15 protein-coding genes, 1 tRNA gene, 1 other RNA gene and 2 pseudogenes are annotated in these 20,645 nt (G+C 72.8%); 12 read left to right on the top strand and 7 right to left on the bottom strand.

All coding sequences use genetic code 11. The annotated features are described in order from the left end of the window. The first annotated feature begins 3 nt into the window (after positions 1-3). The 5 genes from A8W25_RS00650 (at position 4) to A8W25_RS00630 (ending at position 4,401) form a co-directional block, all read left to right on the top strand. Positions 4-957, top strand: coding sequence for a Zn-ribbon domain-containing OB-fold protein (locus A8W25_RS00650; protein ID WP_067154046.1), 954 nt, complete (start codon positions 4-6; stop codon positions 955-957). Next, a complete protein-coding gene (locus A8W25_RS00645) occupies positions 957-2,012 on the top strand; it encodes a thiolase domain-containing protein (RefSeq protein ID WP_067154043.1) in 1,056 nt (351 codons plus the stop codon). Before A8W25_RS00650 ends, A8W25_RS00645 begins: the two co-directional genes overlap by 1 nt. Beyond that, complete coding sequence (locus A8W25_RS00640) at positions 2,009-3,175, top strand: thiolase domain-containing protein (protein WP_067154040.1); 1,167 nt, start codon at positions 2,009-2,011, stop codon at positions 3,173-3,175. The genes A8W25_RS00645 and A8W25_RS00640 overlap by 4 nt, the downstream gene beginning before the upstream one ends. A gap of 136 nt (positions 3,176-3,311) precedes the next feature. Continuing rightward, the gene (locus tag A8W25_RS00635; protein ID WP_067154037.1) at positions 3,312-3,551 is read left to right on the top strand and encodes a DUF397 domain-containing protein; all 240 of its coding nucleotides are present in this window, start codon (positions 3,312-3,314) and stop codon (positions 3,549-3,551) included. Positions 3,552-3,693: 142 nt separating this feature from the next. Further along, positions 3,694-4,401 (top strand): CGNR zinc finger domain-containing protein, encoded by a 708-nt coding sequence (locus A8W25_RS00630; protein WP_067154033.1) that lies wholly within the window; start codon positions 3,694-3,696, stop codon positions 4,399-4,401. Between the two features lie 5 nt (positions 4,402-4,406). On the opposite strand, the gene A8W25_RS00625 is transcribed toward A8W25_RS00630, so the two are convergent. Further along, positions 4,407-5,468, bottom strand: coding sequence for an isoafricanol synthase (locus A8W25_RS00625; RefSeq protein WP_067154030.1), 1,062 nt, complete (start codon positions 5,466-5,468; stop codon positions 4,407-4,409). Between the two features lie 334 nt (positions 5,469-5,802). Between A8W25_RS00625 and A8W25_RS00620 the strand changes: the two genes are divergently transcribed. The 3 genes from A8W25_RS00620 to A8W25_RS00610 all read left to right on the top strand — a co-directional run bounded on the left by A8W25_RS00620 (position 5,803) and on the right by A8W25_RS00610 (position 10,689). Further along, positions 5,803-8,649 carry an ATP-binding protein gene (locus A8W25_RS00620; protein WP_107470580.1) on the top strand — a complete coding sequence of 949 codons (2,847 nt, stop codon included), beginning with the start codon at positions 5,803-5,805 and terminating at the stop codon, positions 8,647-8,649. A gap of 57 nt (positions 8,650-8,706) precedes the next feature. After that, positions 8,707-9,207 (top strand): hypothetical protein, encoded by a 501-nt coding sequence (locus tag A8W25_RS00615; protein ID WP_067156499.1) that lies wholly within the window; start codon positions 8,707-8,709, stop codon positions 9,205-9,207. A gap of 150 nt (positions 9,208-9,357) precedes the next feature. Continuing rightward, positions 9,358-10,689: an N-acetylmuramoyl-L-alanine amidase gene (locus A8W25_RS00610; protein WP_067154024.1), complete on the top strand. Its 1,332-nt coding sequence runs from the start codon at positions 9,358-9,360 to the stop codon at positions 10,687-10,689. A 126-nt stretch (positions 10,690-10,815) separates the two neighbouring features. Here A8W25_RS00610 and A8W25_RS00605 read toward each other — a convergent pair. After that, a pseudogene (locus tag A8W25_RS00605) lies at positions 10,816-11,915 on the bottom strand (aminoglycoside phosphotransferase family protein). Positions 11,916-12,147: 232 nt separating this feature from the next. On the opposite strand from A8W25_RS00605, the pseudogene A8W25_RS34620 reads away from it, so the two are divergent. Beyond that, positions 12,148-13,176 (top strand): annotated as a pseudogene (locus tag A8W25_RS34620) (hypothetical protein); the annotation flags it as partial. Between the two features lie 30 nt (positions 13,177-13,206). Here the strand turns inward: A8W25_RS34620 and ffs are convergent. Then, positions 13,207-13,305: signal recognition particle sRNA small type (gene ffs, locus A8W25_RS00595), an RNA gene on the bottom strand. A 71-nt stretch (positions 13,306-13,376) separates the two neighbouring features. Here ffs and A8W25_RS00590 point away from each other — a divergent pair. The 3 genes from A8W25_RS00590 (at position 13,377) to A8W25_RS00580 (ending at position 15,324) form a co-directional block, all read left to right on the top strand. After that, positions 13,377-13,464, top strand: a tRNA-Ser gene (locus A8W25_RS00590). A 141-nt stretch (positions 13,465-13,605) separates the two neighbouring features. After that, positions 13,606-14,499: an RNA polymerase sigma-70 factor gene (locus tag A8W25_RS00585; protein ID WP_067154017.1), complete on the top strand. Its 894-nt coding sequence runs from the start codon at positions 13,606-13,608 to the stop codon at positions 14,497-14,499. A 48-nt stretch (positions 14,500-14,547) separates the two neighbouring features. Continuing rightward, on the top strand, positions 14,548-15,324 hold the full coding sequence (locus A8W25_RS00580) for an SDR family oxidoreductase (protein ID WP_067154014.1): 777 nt from the start codon (positions 14,548-14,550) through the stop codon (positions 15,322-15,324). A gap of 220 nt (positions 15,325-15,544) precedes the next feature. Here the strand turns inward: A8W25_RS00580 and sigJ are convergent, their stop codons facing one another. The 4 genes from sigJ to A8W25_RS00560 all read right to left on the bottom strand — a co-directional run bounded on the left by sigJ (position 15,545) and on the right by A8W25_RS00560 (position 20,487). Then, the gene (sigJ, locus tag A8W25_RS00575; RefSeq protein WP_420708402.1) at positions 15,545-16,483 is read right to left on the bottom strand and encodes an RNA polymerase sigma factor SigJ; all 939 of its coding nucleotides are present in this window, start codon (positions 16,481-16,483) and stop codon (positions 15,545-15,547) included. Then, a complete protein-coding gene (locus tag A8W25_RS00570; RefSeq protein WP_067154007.1) occupies positions 16,456-17,232 on the bottom strand; it encodes an SDR family oxidoreductase in 777 nt (258 codons plus the stop codon). The genes sigJ and A8W25_RS00570 overlap by 28 nt, the downstream gene beginning before the upstream one ends. A gap of 74 nt (positions 17,233-17,306) precedes the next feature. Then, positions 17,307-18,230 carry a cation diffusion facilitator family transporter gene (locus A8W25_RS00565; protein ID WP_067154004.1) on the bottom strand — a complete coding sequence of 308 codons (924 nt, stop codon included), beginning with the start codon at positions 18,228-18,230 and terminating at the stop codon, positions 17,307-17,309. A 13-nt stretch (positions 18,231-18,243) separates the two neighbouring features. Continuing rightward, on the bottom strand, positions 18,244-20,487 hold the full coding sequence (locus A8W25_RS00560; protein WP_067154003.1) for a terpene synthase family protein: 2,244 nt from the start codon (positions 20,485-20,487) through the stop codon (positions 18,244-18,246). Positions 20,488-20,645 lie beyond the last annotated feature (158 nt).

Below are 20,645 nucleotides of genomic sequence, written 5' to 3'. Positions count from 1 at the left end.
CCGATGCCCGAAGTCCTCAGCGCCCCCCTGGTGGTCGAGTTCCCGTTCACCCGCTCGCTGGGCCCCGTCCAGAGCGCCTTCCTCACCGGGCTGCGCGAGCGGACCGTCCTCGGGGTGCGGACGTCCGACGGCAGGACGCTCGTACCGCCCGTCGAGTACGACCCGGCCACCGCCGAGGAGCTCCACGACCTCGTCGAGGTCGCCGCCACCGGCACCGTCACCACCTGGGCCTGGAACCCTTCCCCGCGCCGGGGCCAGCCGCTGGCCCGCCCCTTCGCCTGGGTCCTGGTCAGGCTCGACGGCGCCGACACCGCCCTGCTGCACGCCCTCGACGCGCCGGGCCCCGACACCGTGCGGACCGGGATGCGGGTGCGGGTGCGCTGGGCCGAGGAGCGCGCGGGCGCCATCACCGACATCGCGTGCTTCGAACCGTACGAGAGCGAGGCGGCGGGGCAACCGGGCCCGCACAGCGGGGAGTTCGCCGACCCGGTCACCGGCATCGTCGCCCCGGCCCGGCTCGACTACACCCACAGCCCGGGCCGCGCCCAGACCGGGTACATCGAGGCCCTGGCCGACCGCAGGACCGTCGGCGAGCGCTGCCCGTCGTGCCGCAAGGTATACGTGCCGCCGCGCGGCGCCTGCCCCACCTGCGGGGTCGCCACCGACGAGCGGGTGGAGGTGGGCCCGGCCGGCACCGTCACCACGTACTGCATCGTCAACATCAAGGCCTCGCATACGGCGAATCTCGGCATCGAAGTGCCCTACGTCTACGCCCACATCGCCCTCGACGGCGCCGACCTCGCCCTGCACGGCCGGATCGGCGGCATCCCCTACGACCAGGTGCGGATGGGGCTGCGCGTCGAACCGGTGTGGAGCGGGGGCGGCCGCCACCCCGACCACTACCGGCCCACCGGGGAGCCCGACGCCGACTACGACACCTACAAGGAGCTGATCTGATGCGCCCCGCACGGGATGTGGCCGTCGTCGCCTTCGCGCAGAGCGACCACCGGCGCCGCACGGACGAGCTCTCCGAGGTCGAGATGGTGATGCCGGTGCTCCACCAGGTGCTGGCGAGCACCGGGCTGAGGACCGGCGACATCGGCTTCACCTGCTCGGGCTCCTCGGACTACCTCGCGGGCCGCGCCTTCTCCTTCACCATGGCCCTCGACGGCGTGGGCGCCTGGCCGCCCATCGCCGAGTCGCACGTGGAGATGGACGGCGCCTGGGCGCTCTACGAGGCCTGGGTGAAGATCCTCACCGGCGAGGCCGACACCGCGCTCGTCTACTCCTACGGCAAGTCCTCGCCCGGCGAGGTCCGCGACGTACTGACCCGCCAGCTCGACCCGTACTACCTGGCGCCCCTGTGGCCCGACTCCGTCGCGCTCGCCGCGCTCCAGGCACAGGCCCTGATCGACGCGGGCGACACCGACGAGCCCGGACTCGCCGCGATCGCCGCCCGCAGCCGGGACTCCGCCACCGCCAACCCCCATGCCCAGGTGCGCGGTGCACGGCCGCAGGGCGACTACCTCGTGGGCCCGCTGCGCACCGGCGACTGCCCGCCGGTCGGGGACGGGGCCGCGGCCGTCGTCCTGGCGGCCGGGGACGCCGCGCGCGACCTGTGCGAGCGGCCCGCCTGGATCCGGGGCATGGACCACCGCATCGAGGCGCACGGTCCGGGCGTGCGCGACCTCACCGACTCGCCTTCGGCCCGGCTCGCGGCCGAGCGCGCCGGGGCCTTCGAGGCGCCCGTGGACACCGCCGAACTGCACGCCCCCTTCAGCTCGCAGGAGGTCGTCCTGCGCAAGGCGCTGAGGCTGTCCGACGGAGTACGGGTCAACCCGTCCGGGGGAGCGCTGGCCGCCAACCCGGTGATGGCCGCCGGGCTGATCCGGATCGGCGAGGCCGCCGCCGCGATCCACCGGGGCGAGTCCGACCGCGCGCTGGCCCACGCCACCTCGGGGCCGTGCCTCCAGCAGAACCTCGTCGCCGTCCTGGAGGGGGAGCCGTCGTGAGCAAGGAACCCGTGGCCGTCGTCGGAGTCGGCCAGACCAAGCACGTCGCCGCCCGGCACGACGTCTCGATCGCCGGACTCGTCCGCGAGGCGGCCCAACGCGCCCTGGAGGACGCCCAGGTGGGCTGGGCGGACATCGACGCCGTCGTGATCGGCAAGGCCCCCGACTTCTTCGAGGGCCTGATGATGCCGGAGCTGTACCTCGCCGACGCGCTCGGCGCGGTCGGCAAGCCCATGCTGCGTGTGCACACGGCCGGCTCGGTCGGCGGTTCCACCGCGCTGGTCGCCGCGAACCTGGTGGCCGCCCGGGTCCACGGCACCGTGCTGACCCTGGCCTTCGAGAAGCAGTCCGAGTCCAACGCCATGTGGGGCCTGTCGCTGCCCGTCCCCTTCCAGCAGCCGCTGCTCGCCGGGGCGGGCGGCTTCTTCGCGCCGCACGTACGCGCGTACATGCGGCGCACCGGCGCCCCCGACACGGTGGGCTCGCTCGTCGCGTACAAGGACCGGCGCAACGCGCTCCTGAACCCGTACGCGCATCTGCACGAGCGGGACATCACCCTGGAGAAGGTGCAGGCCTCCCCGATGCTCTGGGACCCGATCCGCTACTCGGAGACGTGTCCCTCCTCGGACGGGGCGTGCGCGATGGTCCTCACCGACCGCGCGGGCGCGGCCCGTTCGCCCCACCCGCCCGCCTGGGTGCACGGCGGCGCGATGCGCAGCGAGCCCACGCTCTTCGCGGGCAAGGACTTCGTCTCCCCGCAGGCGGGCAAGGACTGCGCCGCCGACGTCTACCGGCAGGCGGGGATCGCCGATCCGCGCCGCGAGATCGACGCCGTCGAGATGTACGTGCCGTTCTCCTGGTACGAGCCCATGTGGCTGGAGAACCTGGGCTTCGCCGCGGAGGGCGAGGGCTGGAAGCTCACCGAGTCGGGAGTCACCGAGCTCGACGGGGACCTGCCGGTGAACCCGTCGGGCGGGGTCCTCTCCACCAACCCCATCGGCGCCTCCGGCATGATCCGCTTCGCCGAGGCGGCCCTCCAGGTGCGGGGACGGGCCGGAGAGCACCAGGTCGAGGGGGCGCGCAGAGCGCTGGGGCACGCCTACGGCGGCGGCTCGCAGTTCTTCTCCATGTGGCTGGTCGGGTCCGAGCCGCCGAGCCGGTAGGGCGCGGACGGGCGGTCGACGGGCCGTCCACGCCGTCGTCGCGAGCCGGTCGCGGTACTCCTTCCGTGGCCTGTCCGGGACCGGACGCGATCGCTAGTCTGGCCCCGGACGACAGGGAACCGGGAGGAGCAGGGACGTGGCCGAGAGCACCACCCAGCAGACCCGCGTGGGCTGGGACAAGCCGGATCTCGATCTGAGCAAGGCCGACTGGAGGTCGAGCAGCCAAGGGACGGGAGACGTCCAGATCGCGTTCGTCGAGGGGTTCATCGCGATGCGCAACGGAGGGCGCCCCGGCAGCCCCTCGCTGATCTTCAGTCCGGGCGAGTGGCGCGCCTTCGTGCTGAACGCGCGCGACGGGGAGTTCGACCTCACCTGAGCGGCGGGACGGACGGGGTCGCCCCGCCCGGTCGCGAGCGCCCGTGCACCCGCCCGGCCCTGGGCCGGGCGGGGCCGGGGTGCGGCCGTGCCGACGCCCCGGGGCCCCTCTAACGCTTGGTGCCGTGGTTACCATTAGCCACATGGCCGACCACTCCCTCGTTCTCGCTCTCGCCCTCACCGTCCGCCACGACGGCCACGGCGGGGCCGCCGACGACCTGAGCGGGCCGGAGGGGCTGACGGCGTGGGTACGCGAGCACGCGGCCGCGCTGGACGGGGCCGCGCTGGACGGGGACACGGATCGCGGCACCGGTACGGGTGGACGCGCGGCCGAAACCGCCGCCACCGAAGCCACCATCGAAGCCGCCGCAGCGGAAGCCCTCACCGCCGCCGCCTTCACCGCTGACGACAACGCCCTCACCGCCGTGCGCGCGCTGCGGGCCGCCGTACGCGCCCTCTTCGCCCGTGCGGTGCTGCCGGACCCGCCGAGCGCCGCCGACGCCCAGCGGCTGCTCCCCGTCGAGATGGCCCTGGAGCTGCTGAACGCGGCCGCGGCCGCCGTCCCCACCGTGCCCCGCCTGGAGTGGCCCGAGGGCGCCGATCCGTACACCGTCCACCGGGGCACCGGTGACCCCGACGCCGTCACGGCGCTCTGCGCCGCGCTCGCCCGCGCCGCCGTCGACTTCCTGGCCGGGCCCGACCGGGCCAGGCTGCGGGCCTGCCACGCGCCCCGGTGTGTGCGGTACTTCCTCAAGGAGCACCCGCGCCAGGAGTGGTGCGGGCCCTCCTGCGGCAACCGCGCCCGGGTCGCCCGCCACCAGCGGCGCCACCGGTCGCACGCCGGGTCGTAGCGGCCCTAGGCCTCCAGCGCCTCCGCCTCCTCGAAGAGATGCGCCCAGGGCCGCTGGCCCCGCACCGCGGCCTCGATGCCCGTCTTGCCGTACCGGGCCGTCGTGCGCGACCACGCCAGATTGCCGCTCATCAGCGCCCGCATGCCCGCCACATAGTCGTCGACCTGGGTGCGCAGCTGATCGGAGACCCCGGTGCCCGCGAGCGCCTCGGACAGCTCCACCGCGAGCGTCTGGAAGCGCTCCACCCGGGAGTTGGCCAGCCGGGCGACCTCGCGGGCGGCCCGGGCCACCGAGAGACCGGACCCCTTGTGCAGGATGATGACGCTGTTGTTGACGTCCCCGGCCACCAGCTCCTTGTCCGCGGACACGATGTCGTTGACGAAGATGACCACATCGGCGGTGATCCAGCGCATCTCGGCCAGCGGGCTGCCGCGGTGAAGTTCGTTGGGGAGCGTGTACCGGCCGCACCGCTCGACGAGATCCAGACAGGGCTGTACGCCGATGGAGTCACGGCGTCCGCGCAGGAACCCCGGCAGCGACGGAAGCCCGGTACGGGTGCGGTTGATGGCCTCCCAGTGATAGGCCGTCAGATACTCCCGCCAGTGCGTCCGGAAGCGCTCCTGCCACAGCAGTGGGGTGCCGTCGCACAGCCGCTTCCACAACTCCGCGAGCGTGCCCGCGAGATGGTTGGTCGGGTCGCCGGGAGCCGGGCCCCGGTCGCTCATCGTGCGCAGCATGATGTCGATCTGCCGGGCCACCGCGTCGGGCTGCCGGCCGATCGGGCCGTCGAACTGGTCGTCGAACACGAAGAACCAGGCGTTGAGGTCGGTCGCCAGCGCGAGATCCGAGTCGGTGGCGTCCGGATAGAAGTGCGCCATCAGGCGTTCGAGCCCCATCGCGTCGTACTCGTCCGTGGCGCACTGGCCCGAGAGCATCCCGAACCGGTGAAGCCAGTCCAGCGTGTGCTGACGCGCGACCGCGTGGCGCGGATGGCAGCGTGCGGGGAACGGGATGGCGACGAGCCCCGTGCGGTCCTCGGGCAGCGGTGAGCCTGCTGGGGGCGACATCGCTCCGCCTCCTCTGCGCCGAAGGGTGAGCAGCCTTGGGCGGAGCTGCTGTCCGGAAAGCTCATAGTGCGCCCGTGGCCGGAACTGCACAAGCGGCGTGTGGGCCGGTGCTTCGCGCCCCCCGAAGCCGTGTCAACCCCCCAGCAGATCCAGGCGAGTTAGTCAAGCCGGGTTTGCAAGACGGTCACATCGGTGTCACGGTGCGTGTCCGAAAGCGTAGGCTCGGCCCTACTGCCAAAAGGGGACGGTTGTGGCGGACTCGAAAGGCCGGCGGACCAGTGGTTCGCGTAGGCGACTGTTCGAGCGGGAGAATGAACTCCTGCTGCTCGAAGGCATGTTGGACGACCTGTGCGGCGTGGGAGCCGAGGGGGATACGGTCGCGCCGAGCGGCGGCCTGCTCGCCATCTCGGGAGCGGCCGGTCTCGGCAAGATGAGCCTGATCGCCGAGATCCGCAGGGAGGCCGTCGCCCGGCGCTGCACCCTGCTGACGGCCCGCGGCGGCGAGCAGGAACAAGGCGTGGCCTTCCACGTGGTGCGCCAGTTGGTGCAGCCCGTGCTGGCCGCCGCCGGTGAGAACGAACACCGGCGGATACTCGGAACCTGGTACGACATCGTGGCGCCCGCGGTCGGCCTGGTCGCCGTCCCCGGCGGCTCGCCCGACCCGCAGGGCGTGCGCGACGGCCTCGACTGGCTGGTGACCCGGTTCGCCGTCCAGCACACGCCCGTCGTGCTCATCGTCGACGACGCGCACTGGGCGGACGCCGAGTCCCTGACCTGGCTGAGCTCGTTCGCGCTGCGCGCGGCCGAGCTGCCGATCCTGATCGTCGCGGCCTACCGGCCCGAGGAACTGCCCGCGCAGGCGACCGAGTTCCGCAGGCTCGCCGAGCGGCACGGCTCCCGGCCGGTGACCCTGGCGCCGCTCTCCCCGCACGGCGTGGGCAGGCTCGTCCACGACGTGCTGCAGAACGGCGGCGACGACCTCTTCTCCCGCGAGTGCTGGGCGCTGACCGGAGGCAACCCCTTCGAGGCGGTCGAACTGATCGCCAAGATCCGCGAGCGGAACATCAAACCGCACTACGCCAACGCCGCCGAGCTGAGGGAGCTCGCCTCCACGGCACGCGGCAGCGGACTCGTCGAGCGCCTGGAGCGGCTCGGCCCCTCGCCGGTCAGGCTGGCCTGGGCCGTCGCCATCCTGGGCACCGCGGTCGACCCGCACATGGCGAGCAGCGTGGGCGGACTGGGCGCCGAGGAGTCGGTGGACGCGATCCAGCGGCTGCGCGAGGCCCGCATCCTGGCCGACCGCGCGGGCGACACCGACCGGCTGGACTTCTTCCACCCGCTGGTCGGTACGGCCGTCTACCGCGCCATCCCGCCCGCGATGCGGGTGGCGATGCACGGCCAGGCCGCGGTCTGCGTCACCGAGGCGGGCCTGGGCCCCACGGTCGCCGCCCGCCACCTCCTGGAGATGCATCCGGAGGACGACCGCTGGGCGGTGCAGCAGCTGAGGGCCGCCGCGCGCGAGTGCATGCGGGCCGGTGCTCCCGAGGCCGCCCGGCGCTGTCTGGCCCGTGCGCTGCGCGAGCCGCCCTCGCTGGAGGAGCGGGCGGAGGTGCTGTTCGAGCTCGGCTGCTCGGCGCTCCTGAACGAACCCGCCACCACCGTCAACCACCTCCAGGCGGCTCTGGAGGAGCCGGAGCTCGACCCCACCCTGCGCGAGGCGATCACCTACCGGCTCGCCCAGGCGCTGGCGCACACCGACCGGATGGGCGAGGCGGCCGAGCTGGTCGCGGTCGAGGGCCGGAGCTCCACCAACCCCCGCACCCGGCTCCGTATGCAGGCCGAGGGCTTCAAGTGGAACGCGTTCCGGGCCGACGAGGAGGACTCGGCCGCCCGCTCGCGCAGGCTCGCCCGTCTCGCCGACCACCTCACCACCCGGGGCATGGCCGAGCGCTACATCCTCGGGCTGCGCGCCTGGGACGCCATGGTCCGCGGCGAGCCCGCCGCCACCGCGCTCGCCTACGCCGAGGAGGCGCTGGGCGACGGGCTCTCCTGGACCGACGAGGAGTGGGGCTTCGAGGTCCCCGTCATGGTCGCGCTCGTCTTCATGTACTGCGACCAGCCGGGCCGCGCGGACGAGCTGTTCAGCAAGGGCATCGCGGAGTGCGAGAACCGAGGCTGGCGCGGCGCCCACCTCTCGTTCGGCCTCACCCTGCTCGGATACATCCGGTTCTGCCGCGGCCGTCTCGCCGAGGCCGAGGACCTGGTCCACGGCGGACTGCGGATCGCCGACCGGGTCGGCCAGCGCATCCCGGCCCAGTGGTTCGCCCTCGGCATCCTGATGGAGATCCTGCTGGCCCGGGGCCGGGTGGACGAGGCACAGGAGCTGTCCGACCGCTACAACTACGGTCAGGTCGTCCCCAACGCCGTCGTCTACCCCGACTCCGAGACCGTCTACAGCGAGCTGCTGCTCGCCCGGGGTCTGCGCAGCGACGCCGAGCAGCGGCTGCGCGCCGTCGGCCGGCGCCTGGACCGCAGGGGCATGCGCAACCCGGCGTGGTGCCCCTGGCGGCCGCTGCTCGCCGAGGCGCTGGCCCAGGCGGACCCGGCGGAGGCCCAGAAGGTGGCCGAGGAGGGCGTCGAACTGGCCCGCCGGTTCGGCACGGCCGGCGCCATCGGCCGGGCCCTGCACTCCGCCGCCAAGGTCGCCACCGGCGCGAAGAGCCTCAAGCTCCTCGCGGAGGCGGTGCAGCATCTGGAGCGCTCGCCCTCGGCGTACGAGCTGGCCTGTGCGCTGGTCGACCACGGCACGGCGCTCAGCCGCGCCGGGCTGCCCCAGGACGCCTCGGAGCTGCTCATCCGGGGCATGGAGAGCGCGGTGGGCTGCGGCGCCGACGCACTGGCGGCGCGGGCCCGTGACGAGCTGGCCGCGTCGGGGCTGCGCCCGCTGCGGCTGCGTGCGGTCGGCACGGACTCGCTGACCGCGCAGGAGAAGACGGCGGCCGACCGGGCGGCGCGGGGCTGGGAGAACACCCGTATCGCCGAGGAGCTGGGCATCCGGGAGCGGGCCGTCGAGCTGCTGCTCTCGGGCGTCTTCCGCAAGATCGGCACCGACCGGGCGGGACTGCCGGAGCTCCTGCGGCACACCGAGAACCGCCCGGCGCCGGGGACGCCGCCGCGCTGACGGGCCGGACGTGGGCCGGGGCCCGTCGAGGTGCCCCGGCCACGTACCATGGGCGGCATGTCGTTCCTCCGCCGCCGCAGCTCCGCCACTCCCGCGGGCCCGGACTTCGATGTCCTGGCCATGGACCCGGGCGACTGGCCCGGAAACCTCGGTGCCGGGCTGCTGCCCGCCCCCGACGGAAGCTGCCAGGGCGTCTTCCTGCGCTACGACCTGTTCGGCGGCCGCGGCCCCGCGATGGTCATCGGCAATCTGCCGGAGGGCTCCCCGGCCCGGGAGCTCGACGAGGGCCAGGTGCCGTTCGAGGTCGGCCAGCTCCTCATCGCGCTGGAGAACGACGAGCCCGTCGAGGTCGTCGGCTCCGAGGACATCCCCGTGATGCAGGGCGACAACCTGCTGATCGTGCGGCGCCTCAAGCTCTCCGAGAGCCGCGTCTCCTGTGTGCAGTTCGACCGCAGCGACAACGTCCTGGTCACCATCGCCAGCTGGGACCGGCCGATCACCGACGACCTGTACGCGCTCCTGAAGCCGCTGCCCGCGGAGCTCTTCCAGCAGGGCTGACGGCGCCAGTGGCAGGTCGGTGACCTGCCACTGGTCTGATCCACTGATACAACCCACCCTTGTGGCGGCACTCTTGACGCGCCCTCACCCGGGGTCACACAGTGTGCGCGCACCCGCACCCGAGGTGAACTCCCGGCAGGAAGGGTTGTCATGACATCCCATCACAGGACCAGGCTCGCACTCGCGCTGACCGCCACCGGGGCCTTCGGCCTCACCCTGCTCGCCCCCGTGGTACCGGCCGGCGCCCAGGAGCGCGCCACCGAGTGCCCGCGCGTACTGAAGTGCGACTGGATCCCGGCGGCCTACCAGCAGAACGGCGCTCCGGACAACAAACAGGCGTACGGGAACTACGACATCGCCGACCGGCCGTCCACCAACCGGATCAAGTACATCGTCCTGCACGACACCGAAGAGGACTACGACGGCACGATCCGGATCTTCCAGGATCCCAAGAGAGCCGTCTCCGCCCACTATGTCGTGCGCTCCTCGGACGGCCATGTGGCGCAGATGGTGAAGACCAAGGACGTCGCCTGGCAAGCCGGTAACTGGTATGTCAACACGCACTCCATCGGCATCGAGCAGGAGGGCGTCGCCGTCGAGGGCGCCAGGTGGTACACCCCCGCGATGTACCGCTCCACGGCCGCGCTGGTGCGCCACCTCGCCGCCAAGTACGACATCCCGCTCGACCGCCAGCACATCATCGGCCACGAGAACGTGCCCCCGACCACGGCGGGGGGCACCAAGAACATGCACTGGGACCCGGGCCCGTACTGGGACTGGAACCGCTTCATGGCCGTGCTCGGCGCACCCACCCACCCCACCGCGAGCCCCAGCAGTCAACTGGTCACCATCAGCCCCAAGTTCACCGCCAACCAGCAGGTGTTCCGCGACTGCGAGAAGAACACCGACCTGCCCCGCCAGGGCAGCAGCGCCGTCCCGCTGCACACCGAACCCTCCGCCACGGCCCCGCTGTTCGCGGACCCGGGGCTGCACGCGCCCGGCGAAAGCGGCACCAACTGCGCCAACGACTGGGGCAGCAAGATCAGCGCCACCCAGCAGGCGGTGGTGGCCGAGCGCAGACCGGGCTGGACGGCGATCTGGTGGTACGGCCAGAAGGCCTGGCTCCAGACGCCCGAGCACACCCGCACCACCACACCGACGGCGGGCCGGGTCGTACGGCCGAAGGCGGGCCTGACCGAGGTGCCGGTGTACGGCGTCGCCTACCCCGGGAAGGCCGACTACCCCGCCGACTTCACCGCCGCGCGCGTGGGCACCCCGCTCCCGTACACCATCAAGGCGGGCCAGTCCTACCCCGGCGGCGGCGAGGCGCCCACCGGATACTTCTACGCGCCGACGATCGACTCGTCACTGCCCTACGACCACACGTACTTCCCCGGCGCGGCCCAGTACGTCACCGTGCAGATCGGCCACCGCATCGCCGTGGTGAGGGCCGCCGACGTCGACGTCGTACGGGTGCGCTGAGCGCGGCAGGCGCACATGGCGGCGCGCCGCGCGTCCGGTGTGTCGGCACCGGGCACGCGGCGCGCCCCTTTCCCATGGGCCCGGTCCGGCGGAGCAGGTAGCCGGAACGGGCCCCTCACACGGCGGTCAGCGGGTCCCGACCGCCGCTCGCACGGCCCGACGCGCCAGCGCGCAGTCGTCGTGCAGCCTGCGCAGCAGCAGCCGCTGCTGCTCTCCGGCCGAGGGCACACCCGGCTGCTGCGACGAGGCCGCGCCCGAGGGCGCCGACTCGCGCATGGTGCGCTGCACGGCCGTCTCGTACGTCCGGATCTCCCGGGTCAGTACGAGCATCAGGTTCACCAGGAAGGCGTCCCGCGCGGCCGGGCCGGACGCCTGGGCGGCCTGGCTGATCTGCCGCCGGGCCACCGGAGCGTCCCCGAGCACCGACCACAGCGTCGCCAGGTCGTACCCCGGCAGATACCAGCCGGCGTGCTCCCAGTCGACGAGCACCGGACCCGCGGGGGACAGCAGGATGTTCGTCAGCAGCGCCTCGCCGTGCGAGAACTGCCACGCGACCGGGCGGCCCGAGTGGCCCAGTCCGTGCAGCAGCTTCTGGAGGTCGCTCAGATCCCGGTCGGTGAAGAGACCGAGCTCGTGGTAGCGGGCGATCCGCGGCGCGTACTCCAGCGGGTGCTTGAACATCTCGGCCGGCGGCCGCCAGGCGTTGACCCGGCCGATCGCCCCGAGGGCGGCCCGGACGTCGGCGCGGGGCGGAGCCTCGACCGGGTGCCGGGCCAGGGCCGCCGCGCGGCCCGGCATCCGCTCGATCACCAGGGTGCAGTTGTCGGGGTCCGCGGCGATCAGCCGCGGCACCCGCACTGGTGGGCGGTGCCGGACGAACGCGCGGTAGGCCGCTATTTCGTGCCTGAACCGCTCGGCCCAGACGGGCGAGTGGTCCAGGAGGCACTTGGCGACGGCCGTGGCGCGCCCGGTCGATCCGACGAGCAGCACGGACCGGCCGCTGCGCCGCAGCACCTGCACCGGATTGAACTCCGGACAGATGCGGTGCACCGACGCGATGGCCATCCGCAGCTGCGCGCCCTGCGGGCCGGACAAGTCGATCCTCCCGCTGAGCGGTTGGACGCCCGCCCCGGGCCGACGCGCGGTCCGGCCGGCGCCGAGCCGCCCGCCACCAGGTGACGGTGCGGTCGGGGCGGGGCTGACACGGAGGACGATGCTGTGTACATGGGCGAACAGATCCCTTCGTGCGCCGACGAGTAGCTGGCCAGCCCGGCCCGGTGGCCCTGATCCCACCCTGGGGAATGGGGTCCGCCTGCCGGGGCGGGGTGGCGCCTTCTTACCTGACACCCGACTGCGGGTGGCACACCATCTGGCGCACCCTGGCGAACCGTGGCGAATAGTCCCACCGCATCTGACAGGGGGTTACTGTCAACTCAGCCGAGAACCTGGGGGCTTGAAGTGAACGGACAACCCAACACTCGCCTGAACGACCTCTTCGGCCTCGCCGGCTGGTCCAAGGGCGAACTCGCGAGGCTGGTGAACCGGCAGGCGGCCGCGATGGGCCACCCCCAGCTGGCCACCGACACCTCGCGGGTGCGGCGCTGGATCGACATGGGGGAGTCCCCGCGCGATCCGGTGCCGAGGGTGCTGGCGGCTCTGTTCACCGAGCGGCTCGGCCGTGTCGTGACCATCGAGGACCTCGGTTTCGACCGGCAAGGGCGCGCCGGGAAGCGGCGGGACGTCGGACCCAAGCAGAACCCCGACGGCCTTCCGTGGGCGCCTGAACGGACGGCGGCGGTCCTCACCGAATTCACGGGAATGGACCTCATGCTCAACCGACGCGGTCTGGTGGGCGCGGGCGCCGCGCTCGCCGCAGGCTCCGCACTCAGCAGCGCCATGCACGACTGGCTGCACACCGACCCCGTACTCTCGGCCGACGCCCCCCGTCTCGACGATCCCCTGTACGCCGATCCCGCCGGGTACGACCGCTATGAGGCCGCCCCCATCGGGTCGCAGGAGATCGGGGCACTGGAGCGCTCGGTCGAGGTCTTCCGCGCCTGGGACGCGTCCCGGGGCGGCGGACTTCAGCGCAAGGCCGTGGTGGGCCAGCTCAACGAGGTGGGCGGCATGCTCGCCTACCGTCACCCCGACCACCTCCAGCGGCGCCTGTGGGGCGTCGCGGCCAACCTGGCCGTACTGGCCGGCTGGATGTCCCATGACATCGGCCTCGAACCGACCGCCCAGAAGTACTTCGTCATCGCCGCGCACGCGGCCCGCGAGGGCGGCGACCGCCCGCGCGCGGGCGAAGCACTCTCCCGCGCCGCCCGGCAGATGGTCCATCTGGGCCGTCCCGACGACGCGCTCGACCTCATGAAGCTCGCCAAGTCCGGTTCCGGCGACGAGACCCTGCCGCGCACCCGGGCCATGCTGCACACCATCGAGGCCTGGGCGCAGGCGTCGATGGGGCACGGCCAGGCCATGCGCCGCCCGCCCTGCCCGCCTGCCGCCCTGCCCGCAAACGCAAGCGCCCCCCACGCACCCGCCAGAGCCGACCTACCCTTGCTGCCTTCCGGCCCTGGGGGAGTTCAGTCAGATAGCGCCACGTGAGGGGCTCCGCACAGGGTACCCGATCCTCGACCGGGGAACGAGTTCGCGAGCACCCCTCAGCGTCTTGTATTGTTTGCGGCGGAGGATTCGCCTAGTGGCCTAGGGCGCACGCTTGGAAAGCGTGTTGGGGGCAACCCCTCACGAGTTCGAATCTCGTATCCTCCGCCAGTGCCTCACCGGGCACGATGTCGAAGGGCCCCACCGTTCGCGGTGGGGCCCTTCTTCGTTGTCCGGCTCAGGGCCGGTGGGCCGGCGCCGTCACCGACGCCGGCCCGGTGACGCCTCCCGGCACCGCATTAGCGTGGGGTCATGGACATGGCGCAGGAATTCGAGAGCCACCGGCCGCGGCTGTTCTCGCTGGCGTACCGGATGCTCGGCTCGGCGGCCGAGGCCGAGGACGCCGTGCAGGACGCGTACCTGCGCTGGCACGGGGTCGAGCCCGGTCAGGTGGCCGCGCCGGGCCCGTGGCTGGCCAAGGTGGTCACCAACCTGTGCCTGAACCGGCTCACCTCCGCCCGGGCGCAGCGTGAGGAGTACCCCGGGCCATGGCTCCCGGAGCCGGTACGGACCGATGCCGGGGTGCTGGGGCCGATGGAGACGGCGGAGCAGCGGGACGCGGTGTCGTTCGCGGTGCTGACGATGATGGAGCGGCTGTCGGCCCCCGAGCGGGCCGCCGTGGTGCTGCGCGACGCCTTCGGCTACAGCCACCGGGACATCGCGGGTGTCCTCGACTGCTCGGAGGCGAACGCGCGCCAGCTCTACCGTCGGGCCCAGCAGCACCTGGCCGACGGCCGGCCGCGGTTCGCCTCCTCGCGGGAGCAGGACGGCGAGTTGCTCGCCCGGTTCCTGGCCGCCGCGGCCGAGGGGGCGATGGATCAGTTGGAGCAGCTGCTCGCCGACCAGGTGGTCGTCTGGTCGGACGGCGGCGGCAAGGTGAGTGCGGCCCGTCGGCCGGTGGTCGGGCGGGACAACGTGGCCCACTTCCTGGTCGGCCTCTTCTCCCGGTGGGTGAGCGGCGTGCGGATCGGGTTCGCCGAGGCGAACGGCGTTCCGGTGGTGGTCGGCTGGGAGGACGGCGAGCTGACCGCGGTCGGGGCAGTGGAGCTCGGCGAGGGCGGGATCACCGGCATCCAGCTCATCCGGAACCCGGACAAACTGGCCTTCCTCGCCACTCAGCTCAGGGAGCTGTCACAGAACGCCTGACTCGTCGGTTCTTCATCGGTGAGAGCGACTCCGAGAGGGCTGAGACTGATGACCAACGACACGATCATGGTGACCGGAGCTACGGGCGTGCTCGGCCGCGAGGTGCTGGAGCGGACCCGTCGCACCGGCCGCCCGGTCCGCGCGCTCACCCGCGGGACCGGGGTGCCGGACGACTCCGGGGTGGCCTGGTACACCGGCGACCTGACCTCCGGCACCGGACTGGACGAGGCGCTCGCGGGCGTCCGCACGGTCATCCACTGCGCGAGCGACGTCCGGCACTTCAAGAACGACATCCCCGGCTTCCGGCACCTGCTGGAAGCCGGGAAGCGGGCCGGCGTCGAGCACGTCGTCAACATCTCGATCGTCGGCGTCGACCGGATCCCGTACCCGTACTACCGGGTCAAGCTGGAGGGCGAGCGGCTGCTGGCCGCCTCGGGAATCGGCTGGACCAACCTGCGGGCCACCCAGTTCCCCGCGCTGGTCGACCTCGCCTTCGGGGTGCTGTCCAAGCTCCCGGTGGTCCTCGTGCCGTCCCACACCGACTGCCAGCCGGTCGACCCGGGCGAAGTGGCGGACCGCCTGGTCGAGTTGGCCCTCGGCGCCCCGGGCGGCCAGGTCCCCGACTTCGCCGGCCCGACCGTGTACCCGGCCGACGGCCTCGCCAAGGACTGGCTTCGCGCGGCCGGCAAGCGCCGCGCCGTCCTCCCCGTCCACGTTCCCGGCAAGATCGGCGCCGCCTGGCGCGCCGGCCACCTGACCGCCCCCGACCGCGCGCTCGGCAGGCGCACCTGGGAGCAGTACCTCGCCGAGCGGGTCGCCCGCTGAGCGCCGGGCGGGCGCAGCCGCGTCCGTGGGAATCCGGAGCTGTGCGGACCACGGCTCCGAGGCCTGACCCCGAGGCGGGGGATGTCGGCGTCGACCCCGGCATCCCCCGGCTCCGGCCGGTCACCCCGTGACCGGCCGGAGGGGCCTTTCCTCCGCTGCCCGGGCCGGTCGGCGTGGCTCGGGCTGGTGCGGGAGGGGAGGCGGGTGGGGAGCGGAGCGCCTACGCGTCCGGTACGTGGGTGAGCTTGTCGGGGTTGCGGATGGCGTCCACGGAGGTGATCCGGCCGCCGTCCACGGTGATCGCCACGATCGTGCGGGCACCGTCCCAGTGGTACAGGGCCAGGCCCGGCGCCCCGTTGACGTGCGCGAGCCGCAGCCCGTCCGGCGGGACGTGCACGCGGGTCAGGGCCACGATGCCGCGCGCCACGTTGTCGGCGCCGCGCACGATCCCGTGCAGGGCGGTCACCTTGCCGCCGCCGTCGCCGCGCCAGACCACCTCGGGGTCGAGCAGCGAGACCAGCCGCTCCAGATCCCCTTCCTGGCAGGCCTGGCCGAAGGCGCTGACCAGCTCCCGCTGACGGGCGTACCCGGCGGGGTGGTGCGGGCGGCTGCCGTCGACATGGCGCCGGGCCCGCGAGGCCAACTGGCGTACGGCCGCCGGGGTGCGGCCCACCACGCCCGCGACCTCCTCGAAGGGCAGCCCGAACACGTCGTGCAGCAGGAACGCGGTGCGCTGGGCGGGCGACAGCTCGTCCAGGACGATCATCAGGGCCATCGACACCGACTCGTCGAGCGTGACCCGGTCGGCGGGGTCCTGCTCGTCCGGCGCGTGCTCCACCAGCGGCTCGGGCAGCCAGGTGCCGACGTACCGCTCACGCCGTACGCGCGCACTGCCCAGCGCGTCCAGGGCGAGCCGGCCCACGGTCGTGGTCAGCCAGGCGCGCAGATCGCGCACCGCGCCCGGGTCCTTGAGGCCGCGCAGCCGCAGCCACGCCTCCTGGACGCAGTCCTCCGCCTCCGCGAGGCACCCCGTCGTCGTGTAGGCGACCCGCAGCAGCCGGGGCCGCTCCCGCTCGAAGGCCCGGGCCAGTCCGTCCTCGCCGGACAGCGGCCCGCGCCCGCCGGGCGCGCTCACCTCGTCCCCGCGACGCTCGCCCAGACCTGCTCGGTCCGCAGCCACTCCCCGAACGACATGGTGCCGCGCACGTCCGGCCGCTCCACGGTGAGCGCGCCCGCCCGCAGCGCCTGGCCCATCCGGCCGGGCAGCGGCACCGGCATCAGGACGGCCCGGCGCCCGGTGACCGTGCGCCACACCCGGGCCATCTCCCGCACATCGGTGTCCTCGGGTCCGCAGATCTCGATCCGCCCCCGGTGCGGCACCCCCTCCGCCACGTCGGCCACCACCCAGGCGGCCTCCAGACAGGCGACCGTGCGCAGCCGCGCCCGGGGCACCGGCACCACGCCCCACTTGGCGGCCGAGGCGAGCGCCGAGGCGAGAAGTTCATGGAACTGGGTGGCCCGCACGATCGTCCAGGGCACCCTGCCCTCCCGTACGACCCACTCCTGTTCGGCCTTGACCTGCAGATATCCCATCGGCACCATGTCGCAGCCCACCATCGAGACGCATACGTGGTGCTGTACGCCCACGGCGCGCGCGGCGGCGAGCAGCCGCCGCGTCCCGTCCACCAGCGTGCGCGACGCCCCCCTGGGCGACCCGTGGCCGTTGGCCGCGTCCACCACGACGTCGCACCCCGCAAGGGCGTCGATCAGCCCCTCCCCCGTGGTCAGGTCGACCGGGTACTCCGGTGACCTACGGCTCAGCACCCGTACGCGGTGCCCCCGCGTCCGCAACTCCTCGGCGACGCGGCTTCCCAGCGTCCCCGTCCCTCCCGCAATGGCGATGTCCATGTCCCTAGGACGACGCGCCGGGCCCGGATGTGACAAGGGCCTACCGCTCTCCCGGCGGGAAGGCAAGCACCGCGCTAGCTGTGCAGTGCACCGGGCGGCTCGGCGTGTCCCTCCGGCTCCAGCTGGATCGTCGAATGGGCCACGTCGAAGTGGTCGCCGACGCATCGCTGGAGGCGGCCGAGAAGGTCGCCGTAGCCGTTCGCCAGCGCGTCGTCGGCGACCACCACATGGGCGGTGAGGACCGGCATCCCGGAGGTGACGGTCCAGCCGTGCAGATCGTGGACGGCCAGCACACCGGGCTCCTCCAGGAGGTGCCTGCGCACCTCCGCGAGGTCCATGTCCTGCGGGGTGGCCTCCATCAGGACGTGCAGGGCGTCCCGGAGCAGGCCGTACGCCCTCGGCACGATCAGCAGGCCGATCACGATGGAGGCGATCGGGTCGGCGGCCTGCCAGCCCGTCAGCAGGATGACCAGACCACCGACGATCACCGCGACCGAGCCGAGCGCGTCGCCGAGCACCTCCAGATAGGCGCCGCGCAGATTGAGGCTCTGCTCCTTGGCGTCCCGCAGCAGCCACAGCCCCACCAGGTTCGCCGCGAGCCCGCCCACCGCGACCGCGAACATCAGCCCGCCCTTGACCTCCACCGGCTCGCTGAACCGGCCGATCGCCGACCACAGCACCCAGACGAAGATCGCCACGAGCAGCAGGGCGTTCAGGACGGCCGAGAAGATCTCCACCCGGTAGAAGCCGAAGGTGCGCCGGGGCGTGGGCGCCCGCTGGGCCAGGGTGATCGCGCCGAGCGCGAGGGCGACCCCGACGGCGTCCGTGAGGCTGTGCGCGGCGTCCGCGAGCAGGGCGAGCGAGCCGGAGAGCAGCGCGCCGACCACCTGGATGACGGTGATCGACGCGCTGATGCCGATGGTCCACAGCAGCCGGCCGCGGAAGGTGCCGCTCAGGGTGCCCGCGGCCGAAGGCACCGGTCCGTGGTCATGGCCCATGCGGCAAAGTCGATCACGCCCCGGAGAGCCCCGCGACCGGAGCAGCCGCCGGGGCCGGAGCCGGCTGGGCCACCAGCCGGGCGAGCCGCAGCGCGGCCGTGCCGGGCCCGGAGGAGACGAGCGCCGAGGGGACCGCGTTCGGCAGCGAGCCGCCCCGCAGCGACTCCTCGCTGTAGCGGCGCACGGTGCGGTGCCAGTGCAGGATCCCGGCGATCCAGTCCTCGTACTCCCGCAGATACGCGTCCAGCGCCGCCCGGCCGTCCGCGCCGAGGCCGAACTCCTCGTACAGCGGCGGGATCCCGGTCTCCTTGAGGTGGAGGTACTGCCGCAGCCGCGAGCGCATCAGGTCGTCCACGATCCGCACGGCGGCCGGGTAGTCGCAGTCGAAGAAGCGCTGGACGACCAGGAGCAGGTTGTGCACCTCGCCCTCGTACTCGATCTCCTTCTGGTACGAGAAGACGTCGTTGATCAGCATCCCGTAGTCCGTCGCGGAGTTCTCCAGGGCGGTCATCGTGCCCGTGCGGAAGATCTCCGGCGGCAGGGTGTCGGCGTGCCGGATCCGGCTCAGGGCGACGGTGAGTTCGGAGCCGAAGGTCAGCCTGCGCATCTCGATGTAGTCGACCGGGTCGGGGATGCGGTGCTGGGCCTGGTTGTGCAGCTCCCACAGCCAGCTCTCCAGCATCCTCTCGACCGAGGAGCGCAGGCCCCGGCGCCCCTGCGCGGACATCGGCCCCGCCGTACGCGCCCACAGGTCGGCGAGCGAACGTTCCATCGCGGTCGCGGCGAACGCCCGCCCGGCCTCCGGATCGTCCTCGTCCATACAGAGCAGGAACCGCTCGTGGGCGGCCCGCGCCCCGGCGAGGTCGCGTGAACGCCCGTACACCAGCGGGTAGTAGTCGTCCGCGTACGTCCCCCAGGTCAGCCACTCCGCGTGGAGCTCCAGCTCCTCAAGGGTGGCGTCCGGGTCGAGGCCGGCCGAGCAGAGCGCCAGGTCGTAGCCGAGGGCCTTCTGCTCGTCCCAGATGTCGTCGAGCAGACCCATCCGGCCCGCCCAGGCGACCGAGAGGTCCCGGGCCTTGGCGTGGTGGGGGCTGAGCGCCAGCTCGAAGGGGATGTCGAAGCCGGGCACCACGGACGGCCCGACGCGTGCGAAGGGCACATGGGTGTGGCTGCGCAGCCGGGCCGCCGCCGGGCGCCCGAAGAGGTTCCTGATGTCCAGCGCGGAGGTGCCGAGCACCCCGGCGACCATCGAACCGCGCGCCTGCGCCTGCTCGTTCATGTACCGGCTGGAGCGCATGTGCCACTCGTGCCCGCCGGACTGCCAGTCCTGGAGCCCCTTCACATAAGCGGCGATCCGCGCGCACTCCTGTGGACCGAGCCCCTTCTCCAGGCAGAGCGCCGGGACTTCGGTCAGCGCGGTGTTCTCGAACTGCTGGAGCCGGGAGGTGAGGAGGTCGTTGACGGTCTCGGCGGCTTCCTGGGTGGAACACCCAAGAAAGGTCTCCAGCACGAGGATCCCGTTGCTGAGCTCCCCCTCCTCCTCGACCTCCCGCTGATACGAGAAGAGGTCGTTGCGCAGGTGGACGGCGTCCGCGAAGGCGTCGGTGAGCACCCGCAGCGGGCGCGAGCCGGCCACGGAGCGCGGGAGCTCGGCGTGCGCCGCGTACTCGACGATCCCCGCGGACCAGGGCGCGCCGCCGACCTTGCGGCGCATCTCGATGTACTCGACGGGGTTGGCGATCCGCCCCTCGCCGATGTTGACGAGCTCCCACATCGACTCGTCGAGGAGGTTGCGGGTGGACTCGGAGAACCGTTCCCGCCAGCCGTGGGACATGCTCGGCACGGTCCGCGCCCACAGATCGGCGAGCCCGCGCTCCACCTGATTGGTCGGCTCGGGAAACCCCTCATCGAGCTCCATCGGCATGAAGGCGCCGAGCCGTTCGAGATAGGCCTTGCCGCCCTCCCGGTCCTGGGTCCTCTTGAACTCCTCAAGGAAGTGATCGTCGAAGAAGAACACCCACACGTACCAGTCGGTGACGAGCGACAGCGCCTCGGCGTCGCAGTCGGGGTGGGTGTACGAGCACAGCAGCGCGTAGTCATGGGCGTCGAGATCGCTCAGCTCCCAGATGCCGGACCCCTCCAGCATGCCCATCTCGCGGGCCCACGCGCGGGAGTGGACCCGCGCGGCCTCCAGATGGGGATTGAGCCGGGCCGGATACGGCATATAGAAATCCGGCAGGACGAACGGCTGGGTCACTGGGTTCCCCTCCTGATACCACCAGTTGGTCGGCCCCAGCTCTACCCGCGGTACGGCCGGGCAGTCCGTACGGTTCCGCCGCTCATACGAAAGTGTGAGTTCCGCGGGAAACGTGGACGGCGGCCCGTCTGCGCATGCGGCGAGCCCCCGCTGCGCCG

Source organism: Streptomyces sp. ERV7 (assembly GCF_001653515.1).
Lineage (GTDB): Bacteria > Actinomycetota > Actinomycetes > Streptomycetales > Streptomycetaceae > Streptomyces.
The sequence above is the reverse complement of the archived record's forward strand: the minus strand, read 5'-3'. Positions and strand labels throughout refer to the sequence as shown.

Excerpts from the sequence above, each read along its gene's own strand:
- A8W25_RS00630 (WP_067154033.1), top strand. The coding sequence starts at position 3,694 with ATGGCCGACCACTCCCTCGTTCTCGCTCTCGCCCTCACCGTCCGCCAC.
- A8W25_RS00645 (WP_067154043.1), top strand. The coding sequence starts at position 957 with ATGCGCCCCGCACGGGATGTGGCCGTCGTCGCCTTCGCGCAGAGCGAC.
- A8W25_RS00615 (WP_067156499.1), top strand. The coding sequence starts at position 8,707 with ATGTCGTTCCTCCGCCGCCGCAGCTCCGCCACTCCCGCGGGCCCGGAC.
- A8W25_RS00585 (WP_067154017.1), top strand. The coding sequence starts at position 13,606 with ATGGACATGGCGCAGGAATTCGAGAGCCACCGGCCGCGGCTGTTCTCG.
- A8W25_RS00580 (WP_067154014.1), top strand. The coding sequence starts at position 14,548 with ATGACCAACGACACGATCATGGTGACCGGAGCTACGGGCGTGCTCGGC.
- A8W25_RS00610 (WP_067154024.1), top strand. The coding sequence starts at position 9,358 with ATGACATCCCATCACAGGACCAGGCTCGCACTCGCGCTGACCGCCACC.
- A8W25_RS00565 (WP_067154004.1), bottom strand. The coding sequence starts at position 18,230 with ATGGGCCATGACCACGGACCGGTGCCTTCGGCCGCGGGCACCCTGAGC.
- A8W25_RS00650 (WP_067154046.1), top strand. The coding sequence starts at position 4 with ATGCCCGAAGTCCTCAGCGCCCCCCTGGTGGTCGAGTTCCCGTTCACC.
- A8W25_RS00625 (WP_067154030.1), bottom strand. The coding sequence starts at position 5,468 with ATGTCGCCCCCAGCAGGCTCACCGCTGCCCGAGGACCGCACGGGGCTC.
- A8W25_RS00570 (WP_067154007.1), bottom strand. The coding sequence starts at position 17,232 with ATGGACATCGCCATTGCGGGAGGGACGGGGACGCTGGGAAGCCGCGTC.
- A8W25_RS00620 (WP_107470580.1), top strand. The coding sequence starts at position 5,803 with ATGTTGGACGACCTGTGCGGCGTGGGAGCCGAGGGGGATACGGTCGCG.